This is a genomic window from Coleofasciculus sp. F4-SAH-05 (assembly GCF_040222985.1).
GTDB classification, from domain to species: Bacteria; Cyanobacteriota; Cyanobacteriia; order Cyanobacteriales; family Coleofasciculaceae; genus Coleofasciculus; species Coleofasciculus chthonoplastes.
In genome coordinates this window covers 53,381-74,421 of the sequence record NZ_JAVKBY010000097.1, presented here as the reverse complement: position 1 = coordinate 74,421, position 21,041 = coordinate 53,381, and the positions used below count along the sequence as shown (strand labels likewise).

Genomic DNA, 21,041 nt, shown 5'->3' with positions numbered 1-21,041 from the left:
CAAGATGCTCAATGTAGCGAGCAAGATGCTCAATGTAGCGAGCAAGATGCTCAATGTAGCGAGCAAGATGCTCAATGTAGCGAGCAAGATGCTCAATGTAGCGAGCAAGATGCTCAATGTAGCGAGCAAGATGCTCGCACTACATACAAGGATTTCGCCATTATTGACATTAAGGTTTAAATGCCGAACCGCTTATCACTGATGAATCACCACTGGCGTTCCCACAGACGCCCAATTATATAACCACTCGGCGTGATCAACTGCCACATTCACACAACCATGACTCATACGAGTACCAAAGTTATTGTGCCAATACGCCCCATGAATCGCATAGCCACCTTGGTAATACATGGTATACGGCACATTAGACACATCATAACCCGGACCCCGCATGCGATCGCGCCGCAGTTTGGTTTGAATGTTAAAAACACCGGTACGAGTAGGTGTAGCGCTTTTCCCGGTGGAGACAATCACCGCATAAACTTGATTTCCGCCTTCCCAAGCAATTAACCGTTGATTGCTTAGATTAATTTCAATCCAGCGCTGGTTCGTATTTTGCAGCGCCACCATTTTGTTGGCAATCTGTTCAGTGTGGGGTGTGGGATGGGCGATGGGTGTCTCAAACCCAAACGCGGTTATGGCTAAGGCGACGCCCGCTAGGAGGGTTCCAAAACGGCGCACCCAGTTGGTAAATCTGATGCTTTTCATGGAAAGTGGCGAGGTGACAGCATTATCCTCTTATTTCCATTTTAGGGATCACGGCTAAATTGGGATCGAAGGTTTTTCGCCCGTTGGGTAATGGCTTGCCAATCCCCAGAGGCGATGAGGGATGTGGGGAACAAGTCTCCCGCCAAACCGACTGCGATCGCGCCGGCTGTGATAAAATCTTTAGCATTGGCGAGTGTTACGCCACCTGTAGGAATCAGGGGAATATGACCCAAAGGTCCTTGTAAGGCTTTGATATAGTTAACACCACCCACTGCCTGAATCGGAAACACCTTAACGCAACTTGCCCCCGCATCCCAAGCCGTTACAATTTCACTGGGAGAAAGTGCGCCGGGAATGATGGGGACTCCCGCTTGAGTTGCCGTATTAATCAGAGTGGTATTGGTATGAGGGGTAAACAGAAACTCAGCCCCCGCCTCAATTGCTTGGTGTACTTGTTCCAAGTTTAGTAATGTTCCTGTACCAATCGTACAGTCTGGTAACGCTTGGCGCAGGTGACGAATTAAATCAGCAGCAGCATCTGTATTCCAGGTAATCTCAATTAACTTTATCCCCCCCCCTGCTACCGCCTGCGCCATTTGACGTCCTAACGATTGGTCAGACGTCCGAATCACGGCAATAATACGATACTCTTGCAGAAGAGTCAACCAAGATTGATTTGATATACTCACAACGTTATAGTTTGTAAAAGTATAGTCAAATATAGATAGCCTGTGTATATATTAGCCAACATGACGATATCTGACTATATTCTTATTGAAACTTTACAATACTTACTGATGTTATTTAGGATCGATGCTAGTTTTTGGTAGGCTTCCTTGGTCATGGTTGTGTTTCAACTGGCGAACAACCCTACATCAACACTTTATCGCCAGTGCCTTGACCAAGGACATAGAACAAATGACCATTTCGGGGAAATTGCGACTCAGGGGTTCGGTTCTACGACCCCGGAGAGATGACGAGAGCCAGTATCCTCATAGATAGACAAGTAGAATTGGCTGTTCATGGGGATAGATAGCGGTGCAAAAGTGGTTATTACCAAACATCAGTGAAGTTTTAGCTCAGAGTAAACAGACTGGAGGGAACAATCCGGTCGAATCTCAGGTTGAATCGACAACGGTTGTCATGAATAAGAGACAGCGCAGTGCGGCGAGTCAACGGATGAGAGATGAAAGGCGATCGCAGCGAGAATGGCAAAGTGCGATCGCGTCTCTGGAAAAGTTACTTTTACAAGTCCTTTGCCCAGAGGAAGAGGATCAAGGCGACACTTCAACCTCCCTAAACGGGTTAGTTTTAGCCGGTCCTGCACCTGTTTTAAGCCACTCTGAGCTGCTTTCTCATTTTCAAACGGGGGTGTTTACCACTGAAACTGTAAACCCCTGGAGTTTTATGCCCTTTCAATTGCCTCCAGCTCAATCGGAAAAAGCTCAAGGTACGGTTAATACTACTTATGAGCTCTGCTTATTTCCGGCTGACTCATTGACTGAGGAGCAGTTTTGTTTAGTCTTTACCCGTGGCTTCAGTTTAGTCATGGCAGCGGGAGAAGACTCAAATGGTGTACCTGGGTTTCGCTTCTCCTTTGATCCAGAGGATGTGCAAAAAGCTTGGGTGTCTCTTTATCCTCGATTATTATTAGCCAATCCCCATCAACTGAGTTATTTAGATACATTAGTTAAGCAGTTTGCGCCTCAGACCCCCGATTATAAAATTGTTATGCAATTCGGGCGTCAGTTGCTGCAAAATATGCCGGAATATTCTGCCGAACCGAAGAATGAAACGATAGCAGTAACACCGATTAATTCAGTTACTCAAGTCTCTACAGACCCGGCGTACAGTGAGACAATTGAAGACCGGGATTGGCACCCCTTAGCCAAGTCAGAAACCCGTGTTAATCATCGAGTGTCCCAACTCCGTGAATCCGCCCCGGATGTGGAACTTCTGCAAGCTTTAACTCATGAAGTTCGCACACCACTAACGACGATTCGCACCCTAACTAAATTATTATTAAAACGTAAAGATTTAGCGCCAGAAGTGATTCGGCGTCTGGAAATCATAGATCATGAATGTACAGAACAGATTAACCGCATGGAGTTAATTTTTAGAGCCGTTGAATTAGAAACCAAAGCGGTGAAAGAAACCCCGGTTAATCTCACCTCAATGTCATTGACTCAAATTTTCCAGACTAGTATTCCTCACTGGCAAAAGCAGGCACAGCGACGTAATGTCAGTTTGAATGTCGTATTGCCGCAAAATCTGCCCACGGTGGTGAGTAATCCTTCGATGTTAGATCAGGTGTTGACAGGTTTAGTGGAGAATTTTACCCGTACCTTACCCGCCGGTGGTCATATTCAGGTGCAGGTAACTCCCGCTGGAGACCAGTTAAAGTTGCAATTTCAGTCCCAACCTAACCCAGACAATTCGGGTAATTTGGATAAATTTGGACAGTCAACCTGTCAAACGTTAAAGTCAATTGGTCAGTTATTAATGTTTCAGCCAGAAACAGGCAGTCTGAGTTTGAATCTAAACGTGACCAAGCATTTGTTCCAAGCCTTGGGCGGTAAACTAATTGTGCGTCAGCGACCCCAAGCCGGGGAAGTGATGACGATATTTTTGCCTTTGGAAGTTGGGAGTAATTGCGGGAATCAAGAGGGAATATTGGTGTAGCAGTCTCACCGCCAGGGGTTTAAACCCCTGGCTAAAAGCTAAATTCGTGAAAATTGGTTATAAAGATTTGTCATTTGTCCTTTTTCATACAGTCGGTAAGATCAGGTTTAGTAACATCTGGGTGGCAAGAAACGATAATGGTAAAATCAGCCCTGACAACCTGTCTCATTTATGATCACCAACAACAGGCAATAATACTTTAAACGTTGATCCTATTCCCACTTGACTGGTCACCGAAATCGAACCTCCACAACGCAATAATAATTGCTGCACAATGGTTAATCCCAAACCCGCTCCCATTTTTTCCCCAGGAAGAGGACGTCCTCGATAAAAACTATCAAAAATCTTAGGAATGTCACTCGCGGCAATTCCATTTCCCGTATCAGTAAATGCCAACTGAACATATTCCCCCTGAAGACTCCCTAGTACCCTCACTTGACCCCCGGCGGAAGTAAATTTGAGACTGTTGTGCAGTAAATTAATAGCAATTTGCCGTAACCAGGTTTCTAAACAGGAAACCCTGGGCAGATCAGCCGGGATGGTATAACCGAGTTGAATCCCTTTTTCTTGAGCCAATGGCTGATAGGTACTCACCACACCAGGAATAATCTCTGCCAATTCTACTACCGACTTGACTCCCGCTTGGGGTTCATCGGCTTCAACCAGATCCAACAATCCCACAATTAATGAATTTTGGCGATCGCATTCACTGTTGAGAAGCTGTAGGTAACGTTGACGCTGGGCGAGTTTGAGTTGAGGCGATTCCAAGAGACTCAGCGCTGTTTTCATATTCGTTAATGGAGTTTTCAGTTCCTGCGCCACTCGCCGTAGGAGTTCGTCTTTATGGCTGAGGTGATGGGTTAATTGGGTAATGGCGCTATCCTGTCCAGGTTCAGCTGTTGTTACTGACGGGAGAATTTCCGCCGTTCGTTGTAATTGTTTGACCAACACCTGGGTGATTAACGTCTTCTCATCTGTCGCTTGAACCAAGGAAAATCGGTTGTCCCCTCCAGCAAGTAACTCATCGGGCGTACTATCCGCGATCGCAATACTTCCTCTGAGTCCCTGCAACACCCGATAGATCACTCGTCGTTCAAACGTACAAATAGCCAGCCATGACTGAGGCTCATTCCCAGGACTCTCCCCCTCAGGTAGCTGATATGCCACAATCAGACTGGTCAATTGCTCAGACAGAACTAATAGAAACGACTCGCGTTTAAGCTGGCTTCCGGCGGCTAGCTGAATGGGGAACAGTTGAGCATCCGAGTTAACGGCTGGGTTATCCTGAGTCGCGATCGCATCAGAGACTTCACCAAAACAGGTACACCAATAGAGGGTTTGCGGAATACCCCTCTGTTGTGGATATCGCAACAGTTCCTCCCGCCACCCGGCGACGGATGGGAACTTAACCCAGATGGTGGCGGGGATTTTTTCTTCAATCAGTACATCAACCATGGCTCCAATCAAGGTTTTGAGTCCCACTGGACTGATTGAGAGAGACTGAGGTGTTGTCAAATTATCCAGCGCTAGCTGGTAAAATGACAAATCCGGTGTCGGTGGTGAGTTCATTAGGGTGCAGAGGAGCTGGGATGCGGGGGTGCAGGGGGAAGCAATGTAGAGACGTAGCATGCTACGTCTGGGAGCTGGGGGAGATGGGGGAGATGAGGAAGATGAGGAAGATGGGGAAGATGGGGAAGTTGTGAGCTAACTTAAAACTCTACTTTACCCTGTCTCTAACAAAGGACGAATGACAAATGACCAATGACAAATGACCAATGACCAATGACCAATGACCAATGACCAATGACCAATGACCAATGACCAATGACCAATGACGAATCAACTAAATCGACCTAAGAGAGCCTCTCGCGCTTGTTCACGGTCATCGAAGTGTATTTTTTCGGTTCCTAATATTTGATAGTCTTCGTGACCTTTTCCGGCAATTAACACCCCATCACCCGGTTTGGCGTCTAAGATAGCTGTGCGAATCGCTGTGGCGCGATCGCTAATTACGATTGGCTCTACAGTCGCCGGAATTCCTTCTAAGATATCTTGAATAATCCGTTCTGGGTCTTCAGTACGAGGATTATCTGATGTCACCACCGCGACATCGGCTAATTCTGCGCCAATTTTCCCCATCTTCGGACGCTTGGTGCGATCGCGATCGCCTCCACATCCAAATACGCAAATCATTTTCCCCTGAATAAAGGGTCGAGAGGCTTTGAGCAAGTTCTCTAAACTATCTGGCGTATGGGCATAATCGACAATTACGCTAATATCCTGATCCGGTTGAAGTTGCACCCGTTCCATCCGCCCTGGTACTCCCGGAAATTGGTTTAAGGTGGTGACTACTGTTTGTAGATCTAACCCTAAATTTAACACTGCACCAATAGCAGCCAAGACATTGGACAAATTGTACTGACCCACCAGGGGAGAATTGAATGTCACTTCACCTACTGGTGTGTGCAGTGTTCCTTTAACACCAATCAATGTATAAGTCAAGTTGCTCGTATACAAATCTGCCGAGGAATCTTGAACACTGTAACTCCAAGTGCGATCGCGTCCAACTTGTTCGATTAAGCGCTTACTATACGGATCATCGGCATTAATAATCGCTTTGCCGTGGAGATAATCGGAATTAAACAATAATGCCTTTGCCGCAAAATAATCCTCCATGTCGCGGTGGAAATCCAAATGGTCTTGGGTGAGATTGGTAAATACAGCGACATCAAACTCACAGCCTAACACCCGACCTTGGGCTAAGGCGTGGGAACTGACTTCCATCACCCCTAACTCACAGCCTGCTGCTACTGCTGAATGTAACTGCTGTTGCAGTTCTACGGGAAACGGTGTAGTGTGAACCGCCGTTTGGGAAAATCCTTGCCAACGGGCATAAAGAGTGCCAAAAAGGGCAGTGGGACGTTGGGCTTGGGTGAGGATAAATTCAATTAGATGGGTGGTGGTAGTTTTGCCATTTGTACCCGTGACGCCCACTAACTGAAGCTGGCGGGTGGGGTAGTCATAGAACGCCGCCGCTGCTTGGGCGCAGGCTACCGTCATGTCAGTGGCACAGATAATGCAGGGCGGTTCAGCATCGGGTTTTGGCTGAGGGGGGTGTTTTTGTGCCGCTTGGGGAGAAATTAACGCCGCGACAGCACCCGACGCGATCGCACTTTGCCAAAATTCTCCACCATCAACCCGGGTTCCAGGCATTCCAATAAACAAATTTCCCGGTTGACAGGCGTGGGAATTAGTACAGATTCCTGTAATTTGGGCGTCAAGTGCTGGATGATTCGGCAGTTGCACGCTATTAGGAATCGCCCTTAGTAAGTCATGTAGCTTCATCTCAATTAACTCCTCACGATGAGAGGGATAGGGGCAAAGAAGAACTACAGAGTAGCACTCCTGTGGCTGGTTAGGATTACAGAGACGCGATCGCTATCAGGCGAAACCCATTAAATCCCTTAAACTGCGAGGTCGAAAGCAAAAGACGCTAATTTACAGTGTATTGGGACAAAAACCGTTCCGAAAAACCGGGCGCTGTTTGAGAGCCTCAAGAAAACGGGTTTATCCGTCACCACCGGTACAGGTGGACAGACTAAATACAACCGGATTCGATTGGGACTGCCGAAAACCCACTGGCTAGATGCTGCCTGCGTCGGCATAACCCCAGATCCAACCTCAACCTGATTCGTACACCCAGTCGGCTGCTGTTTTTTCCGGCTTACAAATATTTCTGTAACATTTTCTCTAACTGCGGCACACTCAAACGGGGTGAAGGGCGAGGAAGCGGTGTTTCTTTTCCGTCTTTGTGATAACACAGCACGGGTACTTGATATTGATAAGCTTGGAACCAATCGTCCCGCTGGGTAATGTCCCGCACATCTAGCTGAAAATCTAACTGTTGAACTTGTTCCAGCTTTTCTTGTAAACCTTCGCACAGGTGGCAACCCGGTTTGCTGTACAAAATTAAGGTGTCATTCGTCATTGGTTATTGGTCAACAGCATCTAGAGAAATGAAGATGGGGCAGTTTTGAGTGGGAGCGGTTTGGATTAACACCCAACTCCCTGACGGCGTCCGGCTGGGTTTCGCTAACGCTAACATCCACCTGTGTCCCATCACCTTTTCCCCAATTGTAGAGCGCCCTCGGTAGGACTCGAACCCACGGCCAAAGGATTAGAAATCCCTTGCTCTATCCACCTGAGCTACGAGGGCATAGATTTATCATACAAAAATTCAACCCCTAACTGGCAAGATTCATTGTAATTCAGGGTAGCAGAAATATAGGATATCGTTAATGATTGTAACATTTTGACATCCTCCCCCGGCTGCAAGCGAGGGTGCGAGGTGTTTGTCCCAATACTTAGAGGAAACTAAAGACTCAAGCAGCTTGAGGTCAAGGTAAACTACTATAGACCAACATACATACATAATGGAGCAAAACTTGTGTCAACTATCCCACTCACACTTTGGGGCATGGATGAGGTATCTAGCTGCGACAAACAGATGTCAGTTTAGGAAATTGGCTCACAAACTGGATGTGCTTCTGTGTCACTCGCCCAAGTCCCAGACAAGACCAGACAAGACAGACAAGAAAGATGGTTAATTAGATTACAGCTCGTCCTGTAGCACAACCCTAGCCCGGTCAGGAGTCATTTGCCAGTGTTATGTTTATTCTGAAAAGGCAGGATGTTGAAATTTCTAGCATTCAGCACCCGAAGCGAGAGCAGCAAATCCCGATTCTCAGTTATCAAGGGCAAACCTTTCGCTTGATCAGCGTGTTTCGCGCTCATCAGGAAGAAGAAGCCCGCTCCTTCTGGCGAGATTTGACAGATAATCAGGGAAAAGCTTGTGTTTTACTAGAAGAAACAGACCGCTTTAGTGTGTGGGGAAAAATTCGTCTAGAGCAATTAGGTACAGAAGGCGGTCCAGATACCAAAATTGCTCCCTATACCCAAGCCTGTCTCCTACTGCTGCAAACAGTTTACCTGGATGTTGAAGATTTACTCGGAAATAGGCAAGCGGGATTGTTTCAGAAGGATATCACGGAAGTCTTTCAACAATGGCATTTTCCCCAAGCCGATTCGCCGGAAGCCGTGAATCACTTACTGACCGTCGATCCGCTCAACACCCTGCAAGTTCCACCGTGGGAAGAACACCATCTGATTACCCTATTGCAGGAACTCTATCGCTTGGGCAAGGAATACTTTGGCAATGCGAATTTTGCCGAAGGAGTGGGCGATATCTTACAGGATATGCCAGCAAATGAGCAAACTCAGTTTATGGAGTGGCTCAAATCCTCTCCCCTAGGAAAGTTGTGGCAATAATGAAACGTCAAGGATAAATAAATGTATCATGGATGGTTGCCAAGATGGAATTTTAGGACATCAGCCGCTAAGTTTATAAATAAGTATTGCTTACGTAATTGCCATTGTTAGAGATTTCAAAATAAAGAAAGCATTATGAGCAGCTCTGTAGATAAGTCATCTGGAACTCAATCCCTACTGACAGGTCAGAATATCGTCTATCTAGGAATTGGGTGGGCAGTAGTGTCTATGCTGTTTTTTCTACTGTTTAGCGTAAAACCACCGGGAGAAGAGTATCCCTTTTGGTACTCCTTTAGCACATATCTCCTGGAGTGTTTACCCTTCTTAGGAGCTGCATTACTCTGCTATAGAAATTGGCGTAGCCCTCAGATTGCCAGTGGACGCAATGTCTGGCTGGGAATTGGTTTAGGTATGCTTTTTTACTTTATCGCCAACGTGATATTTGGCGTATGGGAGCTATACTTTGGTCTTGACCCAGATGTATCCCCTGCCGATTTCTTTTACGTGATTTCTTATATCTGTATTGGTTGGGGCATGATTTTAGCCGTTCTGCCGAGGCGCTTAAATTTAGAGTGGAAGCAGTGGGTAACGGTGGGATTAATCGCTGCTTTGGGGATTGCTTTAGCCGTTTGGGTTTTATTAGCTCCTCCTGTAGCCGTAGAGTCAGAGGCTAACAATTCTGTCTTGCCAACAACTGAGTCAGCAACAGCAACAGTATCCCCCCGATTGGTGGCTTCTCTTTCACCACAGGTGGCAGTTAGCCCAACTGAAGCTGCCGCAACGCCTGAAGCTGAGGTTCCAGAAACTGGCAAGTTGCCCGGTTGGGTTATTTCTTTGGATCAAGCCCTCAGTCCTTTATCAAAAACGTTGAATTTTGTATACATCGTTTTTGATGTCTTCCTACTCATCATTGCCTCAACACTTTTGTTAGCATTTTGGGGGGGGCGCTTTGCCCAATCATGGCGCATGATTGCCGCAGCAACATTTTCCCTATACATTGCGGATATGGGGTTTAAAGCTTATGGCGCTCTGGCTAAGGCTCGTGGTCAAGAATATGAAAGTGGGGGTCTCCTAGATGTCTTCTTTATATTTAGTGCCTTACTTTTTGCCATAGGCGCTGCCCTGGAATATGACGTCTCTAGTCGTTCTCGTCGCGGTTCACGTCGGCGAACTTAAAATTAGCTATGAGTCCAAGAAAACTAACTGAAACCGATAAAAAAAATATTTTGAACTTGTATCGACAGCCAGAAGAGACAACCTCAACCCTGGCTGATCGTTATGGTGTCAGTAATTCAACGATTAGCCGCCTGCTCAAAAGCACGTTGTTGGAGTCGGACTATGAAGCCCTCATCCAGCAAAAGCGAGCTAATCGCACGCCAGGATCAGGGACAGCGACGAAGCCAAAACCCAAGCTAGTGGAACGGATTGAACCTAAATCATTGTCGGTTTCTCCCTCTCCCCAACCCTCTATAGAATCGGAAGAGGAAGAATCTATAGAATCGGAAGAGGAAGAATCAGAAGACGAAGAATCAGGATTTGAGTATCCCAATCAACGTCGGCGGCGCAAACGCTCTTCTGTAACTGATCAATCTGATGTAGAATCCCAGGCAAAACAAGGTGAGTTGCCTCTGGAGTTTAATCGAACAGAAACTCAAAGGGATACAGAAGACTCAGACGATCTGCTTGAAGAAATGGATCAGGCAGAAACCAGCCACCTAAAGGATTTGTTAGATGAAGATTTAATGGATTTAGACGAGGATTTAGACGAGGATTTAGATGAGGATTTAGATGAGGATTTTGAGGAGGATTGGGACGAAGACGAGGATGAGGAAGATAGTGCTATTCCACAACCTCTGACGACGAATCATGTTCCCAGGGGGGCAAATATTCAGGTTTTACCCCTATCGGAAGCTTCTTTTCCGAAACCCTGCTATTTAGTGATAGACCGAGCAGCCGAGTTAATTGCGCGACCTCTGCGAGAATTTAGTGACTTGGGAGGTATTCCGGCTGAGGAATTCCAGCAACAAACTTTGCCAGTTTTTGATAATCATAGGGTGGCACGACGCTTTTCCAACCGTTCCCAGCGCGTGATTAAAGTGCCTGATGGGAAAATGTTGCAGAAAACCTGTTCTTATCTACAAGCCAAAGGCATTACCCGCCTTTTGATTGATGGTCAGGTCTATTCATTGTTAACAGCACCGTTGCTTGAATAGGGGCAGATGTTGTCATTGGTTATTCGTCCCTCATCCCCTAACCCCTTCTCCCAGAGGTTCCATCGATGTGGCACAATAAAAGGCGTGATTTATCGGTTATCAGGTAATCAAAGTGAGTCTGACTGCCCAAGCCCCTAAGACTGCTCGTCGCGTCGTTTTTCCGTTTACCGCCATCGTCGGTCAAGCAGAAATGAAGCTGGCTCTCCTGCTGAATGTCATTGACCCCAAAATTGGTGGAGTAATGATTATGGGCGATCGCGGTACGGGTAAGTCCACCACCATTCGGGCGTTGGCTGACTTGTTGCCGGAAATTGAGGTGGTTGCCGACGATCCCTTCAATAGCGATCCCAACGAACCCGACTGGATGAATAGTAATGGAGAAGTACAATCTGATTCAACAGTCAAGAAAAAAGTTCCGATGGTTGATCTGCCCTTGGGCGCAACCGAAGACCGAGTGTGCGGCACGATTGATATTGAAAAGGCATTAGCCGAAGGGGTGAAAGCCTTTGAACCCGGACTGTTAGCTAAAGCTAATCGCGGTATCCTCTATGTCGATGAAGTAAATCTACTTGACGATCACCTCGTTGATGTGCTACTGGACTCAGCGGCTAGTGGTTGGAATACCGTCGAACGAGAAGGCATTTCCATTCGCCATCCGGCTCGTTTTGTGTTGGTGGGTTCTGGCAACCCGGAAGAAGGAGAACTGCGTCCGCAACTCCTGGATCGTTTCGGCATGCACGCGGAAATCCGCACGGTCAAAGAGCCAACGCTGCGGGTAAAAATTGTGGAGGAACGCGCCGCGTTTGACAAAAATCCCTTGGATTACATCAAAGAACACCAGGAAGTCCAAGAGACATTGCAGCAGCAAATCGTCACCGCCCAGGCGCAACTGCCCCAAGTTGAAATGGACTATGACATGCGGGTGAATATTTCTGAGATTTGCTCAGAATTGGATGTGGATGGATTGCGAGGGGATATTGTCACCAACCGTGCAGCCAAAGCCTTGGCTGCTTTTGAAGGGCGCACGGAAGTCACAGTGGATGATATTCGCCGGGTGATTACACTATGCTTACGTCACCGCTTGCGGAAAGACCCCTTGGAGTCGATTGACTCAGGCTACAAGGTACAAAAAGCCTTCGGTCGTGTATTTGGGGTGGAGACGGAACCAGAAGCCGATGCTGCCATGGCAGTGAGTGGATCTCGCTAAGGTATATTGGGGAAATTGGCGAACAACCTACACTTGGCTGACGCTAGGTGTAGGTTTTAAGACGAAGCGATCGCGTCGTTCGCAGTTGCGCTTGTAGTTGCGCTTGTAGTTGCGCTGTCTTCGCCATCAACTGAACACAGCCATCATTAACCCTATTTAAAATAATAATTAAACCCGCACCCCCCCCATAAAAATCCAGCGCCGTGATCCCCATCAACCTCGACCCAATCATCACTGCAATCAGCGCGATCGCACGTCCAGCCGCCCCCCTACTCAAAAATAAGCTAGAACGCGACGAAACCGTCATCAAACTCCTGAAAAAATTTAATCTCGATCCCGAACATCCCCATCCTGACTTTACCAGTATTTATCAATACGCCTTTGTCGAATATGGCATCGGCAAACCCCAGCCAATTCTCCAACTATTCCGCCAAAAAGAGATTCAACAGGCTTTTCGCCAAGCCTTCGATCGCAATAACCCCTCCATTCTCCTGCAACAAGGGGAAGCCTTTCTCGACGGATACGCCTTAGGGGATGAAATCCGAGAATTAAGAATTGACCCCAAGCGCGAATTTGCCGCATTTGCTACCGTATTCATTGAAGTCGCCAAGCGATCGCGCACTCCAGCAGACGTTCTCACCAACCAGAAAATCGACTCCTTACATAAATCGATGAGAACCCTGCATCAACGGTTGGATAGACTCCCCACCTTAACCGGAATTCGCACCGAGATAGCGCGGTTGGCGGCACAAGAATCTCTATTATCAGCCCAGGAATCATCCACCGAAATCCCCTGTCCGGCGTTTGGTTTAGCCCAACAGATGAAGGGCTGGTTTGAAACCCTGGGTTATGACTTTGAACCCTATCAAATCTGGGGTAATGCACATTTTGAATGGATTGTCAACATTCCCGCCCGACGCGGATATGACCGGATTTTGGTCAGGGGGATTGAGGGAGAAGCCGGAATTCGGGATGTCACCGCCTTGCGAGAATCAGTGGATACTCAACGAACCGATGAAGGCTGGTTAGTCACCCCACGCCGCATCAGTCGCGCCGCCCGTGATGCGGTGGAAACGCGGGAAAATCGTGATTTATTTTGTTATACTTTTGATGAATTATTGGATGAAGCGGCAGATTTTCGGGAGTATTTGGACTGGTTAGAATCGGAATGCAGATGGTGATTATACTCCAGCGCATCGATCGCTATTGGAGTTTTTTGTGGCGTATAAATTTGCCGCCGAGTTGGGGGTATTGGCGGCTGATTTTACTAAGTTGGCTCAAGCCCAATCTTCTATTGATGCAAGTGCTACGCCTGATAATTATACCTGGGCATCTTATTTTCATCGCCAGATAGATGAAGCGGGGAAGATAATTTCCATTGCGCCGTTAAAGGGATTTAAGAGTGAGCCATTATCGCATTTACGCCAGACATTAGGACAAGCAAAGTTGACGAAGGCGGTGATGGATTTGATTATACCGATGGTTGATTTAACCTCTCCAACTCCGCTGCTGGAAATTCTGGAAGCGACACAGGGTAAAAGTGAAGATGAAGTGGGATATGTTGGGGGGAATGTGGCGACACTACTGGTGAAGGTTGATCAGAGTGCGTTGGAAGGTAGAGATCTCAGCCATGCAGTTATTAAAAGCGCTGATTTTACAAGTGTTAGTTTGCGCGATGTAAATTTCACTAAAACAAATCTAACTGACTCTTTGTTTGGTAAGAATTTAAGCGCTATTTGGTCTGTGGCATTTAGTCCAGATGGACAAGTTTTAGCCACAAGTGATAATAGTGGTAGAATTTACCTATTTTCAACTAAAAACTACAGAGAATTTTTAACCTGTCAAGGAAGTATAAATCCTGTTTACTCAGTTACATTTAGTCCTGATGGAAAAGTCATTGCTGGTGGTGGTACTGAAAAAATACTGAAGTTTTGGAATACCATTACTGGTAAATGCATCAAAAAAATTCATGGACATAGTGATTCAATATTATCCGTTAACTTCAGTCCTATTAGTGACATCGTTGTTAGTGGTGGTTGTGACAATACGGTAAGGTTATGGGATGTCAATACTGGTCAATGCCTAAGAGTTTTTCATGGTCATGAAGGTACTGTGAATGCAGTAGTTTTTAGTTCAGACGGCATGGTAATTTATAGTGCTAGCAATGACGGTACGATAAGGTTATGGGATGTCAATACTGGTCAATGCCTGAAAGTTTTTCAGATGCATGAAGGTTGGGTAAAGTCAGTAGCCTTTAGTTCAAACAGGAAACTGCTTGCCACGGGAGGTGAAGATAAAACAGTAAGACTATGGGATGTTAATACTGGTAAGTGCTTAAAGATATTGGAAGGACATAATTTTTTTGTATGTTCAGTAGTTTTCAGTCCAGATGGAGAGATATTAGCTAGTGGTAGTCATGATCATACAGTGCGATTATGGAATGTTAATACTGGTCAATGCCTAATAATTCTGAAGGGACATGACGGTTGGGTTCAAGCTATCTTTAGTCCAGATGGGAAGACTGTTGCTACTTACGGTCGTGACCAGGCAGTAAGGCTGTGGGATACCAGTACTGGTCACTGCTTAAAAAGCCTGCAAGGATTAAATAATTGGATATATTCTGTTGCATTCAGTCCAGATTTCAATACTGTTGTTAATAGTAGTAGCGATAAAACATTAAAATTATGGAATACAAAAACTGGTAAATGCTTAAAAATTTTTCCGGGGCATACAAAAGAGATACATTCAGTAACTTTTAGTCCGGATGGTCATTTACTTGCCAGTGGTAGTCATGACGGAACAGTTCGTTTGTGGGAAGTTAGTACAGGTAAATGTTTGAAAAAAATCCTAACTCATAATTGGGTGGCTGCTGTTGTATTTAGTCCAAATGGTAAGACCATTGCTAGTGGCGGTAGTGATGACATAATTGAAATTTGGGATATAGATACAACTAAATGTCTAAAAAAACTTTGTGGTCATACTAATTGGATATTTTCAGTTGCTTTTAGTCCAGATGGAGAATTGCTGGTTAGTGGTAGTGGTGATACAACAATAAGGATATGGAATATTAAATTTGGTATATGTATCAAAGTATTAAACACAAACATGGGTTGGATAAGATCAGTTAATTTTAGTCCAAATGGACAAATTATTGCTAGTGGGGGTTCCAATGGAACAGTTGGCTTATGGGATACTAGCACAGGTAAAATTCTAAAAGTATGCCAAGGTCATACTGATATAGTAGAGTCAGTGACTTTTAGTCCAGATGGTAATATTCTTGCTAGTGGTAGTCGTGATCGAACAGTAAGGCTCTGGGATGCTAAAACAGGTGAATATTTCAAAGTGCTGCGGGGTCACACAGATGAGATACATTCAGTTGCATTCAGCCTAGATGGTAAAACTATTGCTAGCGGTAGTGAAGATAATTCACTTAAGCTCTGGGATGTTCAGACAGGTGAATGTCTGAAAACACTAAGGGATAGACCCTATGAGGGAATGAATATTACGGGGGTTATCGGTTTAACCGAAGCCGAGAAAACCACACTCAAAACTTTCGGTGCAGTAGAACTAACAAAAGATTAAGAATTTGGAAACCCGCGCAGGCGGGTTTTGTTTGTGTAGCTGCGGTTTCAACCGCCCAGCCAGTTTTCACACCCCAGCACTAAAGATTTGATTAACCGTCAAGTTCAACTCTGGAAAAATTGCTGACACAATCCGCTCATCTCCCCGAAACTGCTGCACCTGGTACACACCATCAACAAGTTGGTAAACCGAAAACGTCGGTTGCTTGGGACTGCCAATATAACGCCTACCCCCTAATCCCAGATAATCTACAATCCAATACTCAGGAATGCCCATCGCCTCATAATCTTCCAACTTCAGGGCATAATCATCACTCCAATTCGTGGAAACCACTTCTATAACCAAACGGATAGAATTTCCAAACATAATAATAGATTCATTTTCCCAGCGAGGTTCGTTGTTCGCCACACCAATCTTATCTAAAACAATGACATCCGGCTCATAACTCGACTCGCGTGCTGGTTTAACCACACATTCTTTCGGTATAAAATAAGGCAGTTTAAACCGCCGAATTTCCAGGAACAGTTCCCCAGATGTAAACCCAGCCACTTCTGAATGTTTCCCCCTTGGTTTAGGCACTGCAATAATTACCCCGTCGTGCAGTTCATAGCGATGTTCTGAATTCTCTGGATACCAGGCAATAAATTCGTCAAATGTTAATTGTTTCGGTATAGCTTGAATCATCGTCCCACAACCTGAACAATACCTGAGTTATATCATGTCCGCTTGAATACCCACAATCAGGACTGACATTTCAGACGCGGAGCAATTTTTACAGCGTTTTGCAGCATTTTTCTAAAAGCCATCGCTACAATTAAAACGGCGTTGTCCACCCCAAATCATGCGATCAATGAAACCCCCTAAGTAGTCGGACAAAAGAAAACGTCACTGTACTAAGTTTTGTAAACAAACCTCAAACCCTTACAAATGACAAATGACAAATGACGAATGACGATTTTCACCGTTCACTTTAAGTATGTCCACCTACTTATGAAAGAACCACTGATTGAACTAAAGGGAGTCTCCAAATCCTTTGGGGGTAATGTCATCCTGGATAATGTTGATCTGACGATTTATCAGGGCGAAGCCTTAGGTATTATTGGACCCTCTGGGACGGGTAAATCTACGATTCTACGCATGATGGCGGGTTTAATGCCACTGGATGGGGGTGAAGTCTATGTGCAAGGACAAAAGCGTTCGGGTTTAATTGAAGATGCAAAAGATCCCATTGGCATCGGTATGGTGTTCCAGCAGTCTGCTTTGTTTGACTCCCTAAGCATCCGTGAAAATGTGGGGTTTTTCCTCTACCAGCATTCTAAACTGTCTGATGAGCGGATTCGGGAATTAGTGGATGAGAAGCTAGAGATGGTGGGGTTACCCGGAATTGCCGATCGCTATCCGGCTGAACTTTCAGGCGGGATGCGGCGGCGGGTGAGTTTTGCCCGGGCGATTATGACGAACCCCGATAATCCCCAAGATAACCCCGAAATTTTACTCTATGACGAACCAACGGCTGGACTTGATCCGATCGCGTCTACTGTGATTGAAGATTTAGTTCGTCAACTGCAATGTGTTGAAGGCGGATGTAAGACTTACGTAATGGTCACTCACCAAGATAGTACCATTCGCCGTACCACTGACCGAATTGTGTTTCTCTACAAAGGCAAGGTACAGTGGCAAGGTCCTATCGGCGAGATTGATACAACAGATAATCCTCTGGTGCGACAATTTTTCAGTGCCAGTACCAGCGGACCAATTCAGGTGGTTGGTTAGGATAAAGGCAAGGGCTTGATCGGTCATTTGCCATTGTCATCTATCCCGGCAAATGCCCGCCAATTTACCACATAAGGGTACAGTGAGGAGAAACCATGCGATCGCGAACCATTCGAGAAGGCTCCGTTGGCTTATTAATTCTAGTTGGACTCGCCGTGCTTGCTGGCTTGGCGATTTGGATTCGGGGTTTGAAATTTGGCGATCGCAGTTACAGCTTTGTCGTTAATTTTCCTAACGTCGCCGGGATGAAAGAAGGAGCCACTGTGCGCTATCGGGGGGTTGATGTGGGCAACATTACTGATATTCAAGCCACAACCAACGGCGTTGATGTCACCATCGAAATTGCATCAGAAGACTTAGTGATCCCAGAGGATGTTGCCATTGAAGCCAATCAATCGGGTTTAATTGGCGAAACCTCGGTAGATATTACCCCACTTCGGGAAGTGTCCTCGAATATTCAGTCGATGAACCCTCTGAAGTCTGAATGCAATTCGGATGTGATTATTTGTAGTGGTGAGCAGATTGAGGGTGAGATTGGGGTTAGCTTTATTGAACTTCTCCGCAATACTGATCGCTTGACCACCATCTATACCGATCCGCTATTTTTTAATAACATCAACTCTCTCGCCCAAAATGCCTCCCTCGCCGCCAGTGGTATCGCTCAACTTGCGGGTGAATTATCCTTATTATCGCGTTCCGTGCGTCAAGAAGTCGGCGGATTTTCTCAGGCGTCTGATGCGATCACCACAGCGGCTACCCAGACAACTCAACGCATTGGCGATACAGCGGATCAATTTAGTCAGACAGCTGTGCAACTCAATCGATTAATTGCCTCAACAAATGATTTAGTCACCAGAAATCGAGCAGTTTTAGTCGGAACGTTAACCAGTGTGAGTCAAACCAGCGAACAGTTGGGCGTTCTGTTAAGCGACTTGAGACCAACCCTAGAAAATGTCAACACGACGATTGATTTAGTCAATGCACAAGTCGATCAAGCGGATGTCAGCACCATCATTGAAAACGTCGAAACCGCCTCCGAAAATTTAGTCGCCCTCTCTGCTAATGCAGCGGAGTTATCGGCTGATCTACGCGATATCTCCAATTCTCTGGACAGTCCCAGCACTGCTATCGTATTGCAACAGCTATTAGATTCAGCACGGGTAACCTTTGAAAATACGCAAAAGATTACATCAGATTTGGAAGATTTAACGGGTGATCCGGCGTTCCGTCAAAATCTAAAAGAGTTAGTCAATGGACTTAGTGAACTTGTTTCTTCCACGGAACAATTGGAACAGCAAATTGAGGTGGCACAAGTTGTAGAATCCGCCAGTGCTGAAATTACAACGGCGGCGGTTCAGGTCGTGGATAAATCCCGTGAGCTTAATCCACAATCTATTGATGAGGAGTTAACTAAGTCTAAACATCGACTGAATCACCATCACCATATCCTGAAAAAATTGCCGCCAATTCCTAAAAAGTCAACAACGGATTCTGATAGCCAGTAGGGTGAGGATAACACCGTGTAATCCAGGATGTTTCCCAGCTTTAGTCAGTACAACGTTAAATTATTTGAGACAATATGTTAGTTAACTATAATCCTAAACAATGTTTACCTTCGGCTGAAGACTTACCTGATTCTGATGATACACCAGTGGACAACGAATTACAAAATTTAGTACCTAGCCTACTTAAAGCGATTTTAGCCTTAATTTGGTCAGAAAGAATGGATTGGTTTTTGGGAATTGACATGGGAATTTATTATGCTCCCGATGAAGCCGCCATTGTTCCTGATGCTTTTCTTAGTCTAGGAGTTCCCAGAATCATTGATTCAGATTTACGTTTATCTTACGTGTTATGGGAAGAACAAAAAATTCCCATGATGGTGTTAGAAGTTGTATCGCAAACGAGACGCAGAGAATATACGCAGAAGAAAAAAGACTATATTAAACTAGGTGTTTTGTACTATATTATCTATAACCCATTCCGAAAACGAAAACCTCGTTTAGAAGTGTACAAGCTAGAAGCTGGAGACTATCAATTATTGGAAGGTGAACCGATTTGGTTATCTGAACTGAATTTAGGCATCGGTCGAGAGGAAGGAACCTACCAAGGAATTACTCGAGAATGGTTATATTGGTATGATGACCAAGGAGAGCGATATTTGAATCCAGAGGAGAGACTGTTAACGGCACAAGAACAACTGCAACAAGAACGTCAGGCTAAAGCAAATGCAATTGAACGTGCTAATCGATTAGAACAATTATTGCGAGAAGCAAACATAAACCCTGAGGGAAATTCTCAGGTTTAGGAATAGGGTAGAGGTTAGCTGGAAACAAGATTAAAGGCTAAAGACTCTAACTGGACTTTAGACTACAACGCAAATGTTGAAAGCCTGAAGGGGTGACAAGCAGCTCAAAAGCTTGGCTTACATTGCATTACCCCCCTCAAGCCTCAAAAAGATGAGAGCTTATTGACAGGCTTATTGAGAATGAAGATCTGAATGAGAATGATAATCACCTGGGTAACACTTTAACTCCAGTCATCTGGAGTCTCGACCGATTTAGGTTGCTTATAAACGTGACCCTGGCTGTGAATTTGACGGGTTAACTCAAATAACCTGTCTTCGGTTAAACTCCACTGCTGGAGAATCCGTTCGAGCCCCTGTTGAATCTCTCTAGCGCCAGGAAACCGAGAATAGCGAATCCGTAATCGCGCCAATTCGGTCAACTGATAATCTGTCGGATCTGCTTTGATTTCCAAGAGACGATCCACTAGGGCGCGATCGCTCTTTTCTTGGGGATGTTGTTGGTCTTTGTTTTCTAAGATTGATGACATAATTGTACTTGACTTTTTTGCCATTATTCTTTATTAGTCCGCTTTAAGTTCCCCGCAAATGTTACAGAGTTTGAAGTTCTGTAACTTAATCCTCAAACAGATGAGAGTGCTGCGGTAAACTAAGCCTTAATCCATTGTCTGCCTTACTGCGATCGGCGAGAATACTCCTGTCATAATCGTTGATTAGACAGCGAGAGCGATCGCCCGTGTGTGAGCAGATCCATCTGCAATAATAGATTGCGTACTGTCACAGAACCTACCGTTAACTTGAATAAGGGATAACGGGGGCTTGTCAAAAGTTGGGACTGTGACCACCTTACCTGAGTCATCAGGTAAACAGTATGCCATTAGAATCCCTGACTATCCTTAATTAGGGTTAGCGTGGGGAGGATATCTAAATCAATCACTGATAACTCTCGTTTGGAGTCGTTATTCTATGTCTCATAGCGTCAAAATTTACGACACTTGCATCGGTTGCACCCAATGTGTGCGGGCTTGTCCCCTTGATGTGTTGGAGATGGTACCCTGGGATGGCTGTAAAGCTGGTCAGATTGCCTCGTCTCCACGTACCGAAGACTGCATCGGTTGCAAGCGCTGCGAAACCGCTTGTCCAACTGATTTCTTGAGCGTTCGGGTTTATCTTGGCGCTGAAACCACCCGCAGTATGGGTCTTGCCTACTAAGGGTATTTTGAGACCAATCTATACCATTGTA

21 protein-coding genes and 1 tRNA gene are annotated in these 21,041 nt (G+C 45.5%); 12 read left to right on the top strand and 10 right to left on the bottom strand.

The window, feature by feature from the left end; genetic code table 11:
- Positions 1-180: hypothetical protein (locus RIG27_RS12645; RefSeq protein WP_446345590.1), on the top strand; the 180-nt coding region annotated here is incomplete at its 5' end.
- A gap of 15 nt (positions 181-195) precedes the next feature.
- Here the strand turns inward: RIG27_RS12645 and RIG27_RS12640 are convergent.
- Both RIG27_RS12640 and RIG27_RS12635 read right to left on the bottom strand, forming a co-directional pair.
- Entirely contained in the window at positions 196-708 is a 513-nt protein-coding gene (locus tag RIG27_RS12640; protein WP_446345588.1) for a L,D-transpeptidase, read from the bottom strand.
- A 41-nt stretch (positions 709-749) separates the two neighbouring features.
- A complete protein-coding gene (locus RIG27_RS12635; RefSeq protein WP_446345598.1) occupies positions 750-1,391 on the bottom strand; it encodes a bifunctional 4-hydroxy-2-oxoglutarate aldolase/2-dehydro-3-deoxy-phosphogluconate aldolase in 642 nt (213 codons plus the stop codon).
- Between the two features lie 355 nt (positions 1,392-1,746).
- Between RIG27_RS12635 and RIG27_RS12630 the strand changes: the two genes are divergently transcribed.
- A complete protein-coding gene (locus RIG27_RS12630) occupies positions 1,747-3,390 on the top strand; it encodes a sensor histidine kinase (protein WP_446345586.1) in 1,644 nt (547 codons plus the stop codon).
- A 165-nt stretch (positions 3,391-3,555) separates the two neighbouring features.
- Here RIG27_RS12630 and RIG27_RS12625 read toward each other — a convergent pair whose 3' ends face one another.
- The 5 genes from RIG27_RS12625 to RIG27_RS12605 form a co-directional block, all read right to left on the bottom strand.
- Positions 3,556-5,019: a DICT sensory domain-containing protein gene (locus RIG27_RS12625; RefSeq protein WP_446345584.1), complete on the bottom strand. Its 1,464-nt coding sequence runs from the start codon at positions 5,017-5,019 to the stop codon at positions 3,556-3,558.
- Positions 5,020-5,107: 88 nt separating this feature from the next.
- The gene (locus RIG27_RS12620) at positions 5,108-5,233 is read right to left on the bottom strand and encodes a hypothetical protein (protein WP_446345583.1); all 126 of its coding nucleotides are present in this window, start codon (positions 5,231-5,233) and stop codon (positions 5,108-5,110) included.
- Positions 5,230-6,735, bottom strand: a complete 1,506-nt coding sequence (locus tag RIG27_RS12615; RefSeq protein ID WP_446345581.1) for a UDP-N-acetylmuramoyl-L-alanyl-D-glutamate--2,6-diaminopimelate ligase — start codon at positions 6,733-6,735, stop codon at positions 5,230-5,232. Before RIG27_RS12615 ends, RIG27_RS12620 begins: the two co-directional genes overlap by 4 nt.
- Positions 6,736-7,114: 379 nt before the next feature.
- A complete protein-coding gene (locus RIG27_RS12610) occupies positions 7,115-7,378 on the bottom strand; it encodes a glutaredoxin family protein (RefSeq protein ID WP_446345579.1) in 264 nt (87 codons plus the stop codon).
- A 154-nt stretch (positions 7,379-7,532) separates the two neighbouring features.
- Positions 7,533-7,606 (bottom strand) — tRNA-Arg (locus RIG27_RS12605).
- 452 nt (positions 7,607-8,058) lie between these two features.
- Between RIG27_RS12605 and RIG27_RS12600 the strand changes: the two genes are divergently transcribed.
- The 4 genes from RIG27_RS12600 (at position 8,059) to bchI (ending at position 12,138) form a co-directional block, all read left to right on the top strand.
- Positions 8,059-8,718: an Npun_F0813 family protein gene (locus tag RIG27_RS12600; RefSeq protein ID WP_446345577.1), complete on the top strand. Its 660-nt coding sequence runs from the start codon at positions 8,059-8,061 to the stop codon at positions 8,716-8,718.
- Positions 8,719-8,853: 135 nt separating this feature from the next.
- Positions 8,854-9,894, top strand: a complete 1,041-nt coding sequence (locus tag RIG27_RS12595; protein WP_446345575.1) for a hypothetical protein — start codon at positions 8,854-8,856, stop codon at positions 9,892-9,894.
- Between the two features lie 8 nt (positions 9,895-9,902).
- Positions 9,903-10,931, top strand: coding sequence for a hypothetical protein (locus RIG27_RS12590; protein ID WP_446345573.1), 1,029 nt, complete (start codon positions 9,903-9,905; stop codon positions 10,929-10,931).
- A gap of 112 nt (positions 10,932-11,043) precedes the next feature.
- On the top strand, positions 11,044-12,138 hold the full coding sequence (gene bchI, locus RIG27_RS12585; protein WP_446345571.1) for a magnesium chelatase ATPase subunit I: 1,095 nt from the start codon (positions 11,044-11,046) through the stop codon (positions 12,136-12,138).
- Between the two features lie 43 nt (positions 12,139-12,181).
- On the opposite strand, the gene RIG27_RS12580 is transcribed toward bchI, so the two are convergent.
- The gene (locus RIG27_RS12580; protein ID WP_446345569.1) at positions 12,182-12,352 is read right to left on the bottom strand and encodes a hypothetical protein; all 171 of its coding nucleotides are present in this window, start codon (positions 12,350-12,352) and stop codon (positions 12,182-12,184) included.
- On the opposite strand from RIG27_RS12580, the gene RIG27_RS12575 reads away from it, so the two are divergent.
- Positions 12,342-13,319, top strand: a complete 978-nt coding sequence (locus RIG27_RS12575; protein WP_446345567.1) for a hypothetical protein — start codon at positions 12,342-12,344, stop codon at positions 13,317-13,319. The genes RIG27_RS12580 and RIG27_RS12575 overlap by 11 nt on opposite strands.
- Positions 13,320-13,356: 37 nt before the next feature.
- Positions 13,357-15,720, top strand: a complete 2,364-nt coding sequence (locus RIG27_RS12570; protein WP_446345565.1) for a WD40 domain-containing protein — start codon at positions 13,357-13,359, stop codon at positions 15,718-15,720.
- Between the two features lie 66 nt (positions 15,721-15,786).
- Here RIG27_RS12570 and RIG27_RS12565 read toward each other — a convergent pair whose 3' ends face one another.
- Complete coding sequence (locus RIG27_RS12565; protein WP_446345563.1) at positions 15,787-16,404, bottom strand: Uma2 family endonuclease; 618 nt, start codon at positions 16,402-16,404, stop codon at positions 15,787-15,789.
- A gap of 306 nt (positions 16,405-16,710) precedes the next feature.
- Between RIG27_RS12565 and RIG27_RS12560 the strand changes: the two genes are divergently transcribed.
- From RIG27_RS12560 to RIG27_RS12550, 3 genes are all read left to right on the top strand, one after another.
- Entirely contained in the window at positions 16,711-17,493 is a 783-nt protein-coding gene (locus RIG27_RS12560; RefSeq protein ID WP_446345596.1) for an ABC transporter ATP-binding protein, read from the top strand.
- Positions 17,494-17,588: 95 nt separating this feature from the next.
- The gene (locus RIG27_RS12555) at positions 17,589-18,998 is read left to right on the top strand and encodes an MlaD family protein (RefSeq protein WP_446345561.1); all 1,410 of its coding nucleotides are present in this window, start codon (positions 17,589-17,591) and stop codon (positions 18,996-18,998) included.
- Between the two features lie 74 nt (positions 18,999-19,072).
- The gene (locus RIG27_RS12550; RefSeq protein ID WP_446342284.1) at positions 19,073-19,801 is read left to right on the top strand and encodes a Uma2 family endonuclease; all 729 of its coding nucleotides are present in this window, start codon (positions 19,073-19,075) and stop codon (positions 19,799-19,801) included.
- 221 nt (positions 19,802-20,022) lie between these two features.
- Here the strand turns inward: RIG27_RS12550 and RIG27_RS12545 are convergent, their stop codons facing one another.
- On the bottom strand, positions 20,023-20,328 hold the full coding sequence (locus RIG27_RS12545; protein WP_006099781.1) for a DUF3288 family protein: 306 nt from the start codon (positions 20,326-20,328) through the stop codon (positions 20,023-20,025).
- 436 nt (positions 20,329-20,764) lie between these two features.
- Here RIG27_RS12545 and psaC point away from each other — a divergent pair, with 436 nt between their 5' ends.
- Positions 20,765-21,010, top strand: coding sequence for a photosystem I iron-sulfur center protein PsaC (psaC, locus tag RIG27_RS12540; protein WP_006616272.1), 246 nt, complete (start codon positions 20,765-20,767; stop codon positions 21,008-21,010).
- The last annotated feature ends 31 nt before the right edge of the window (positions 21,011-21,041 follow it).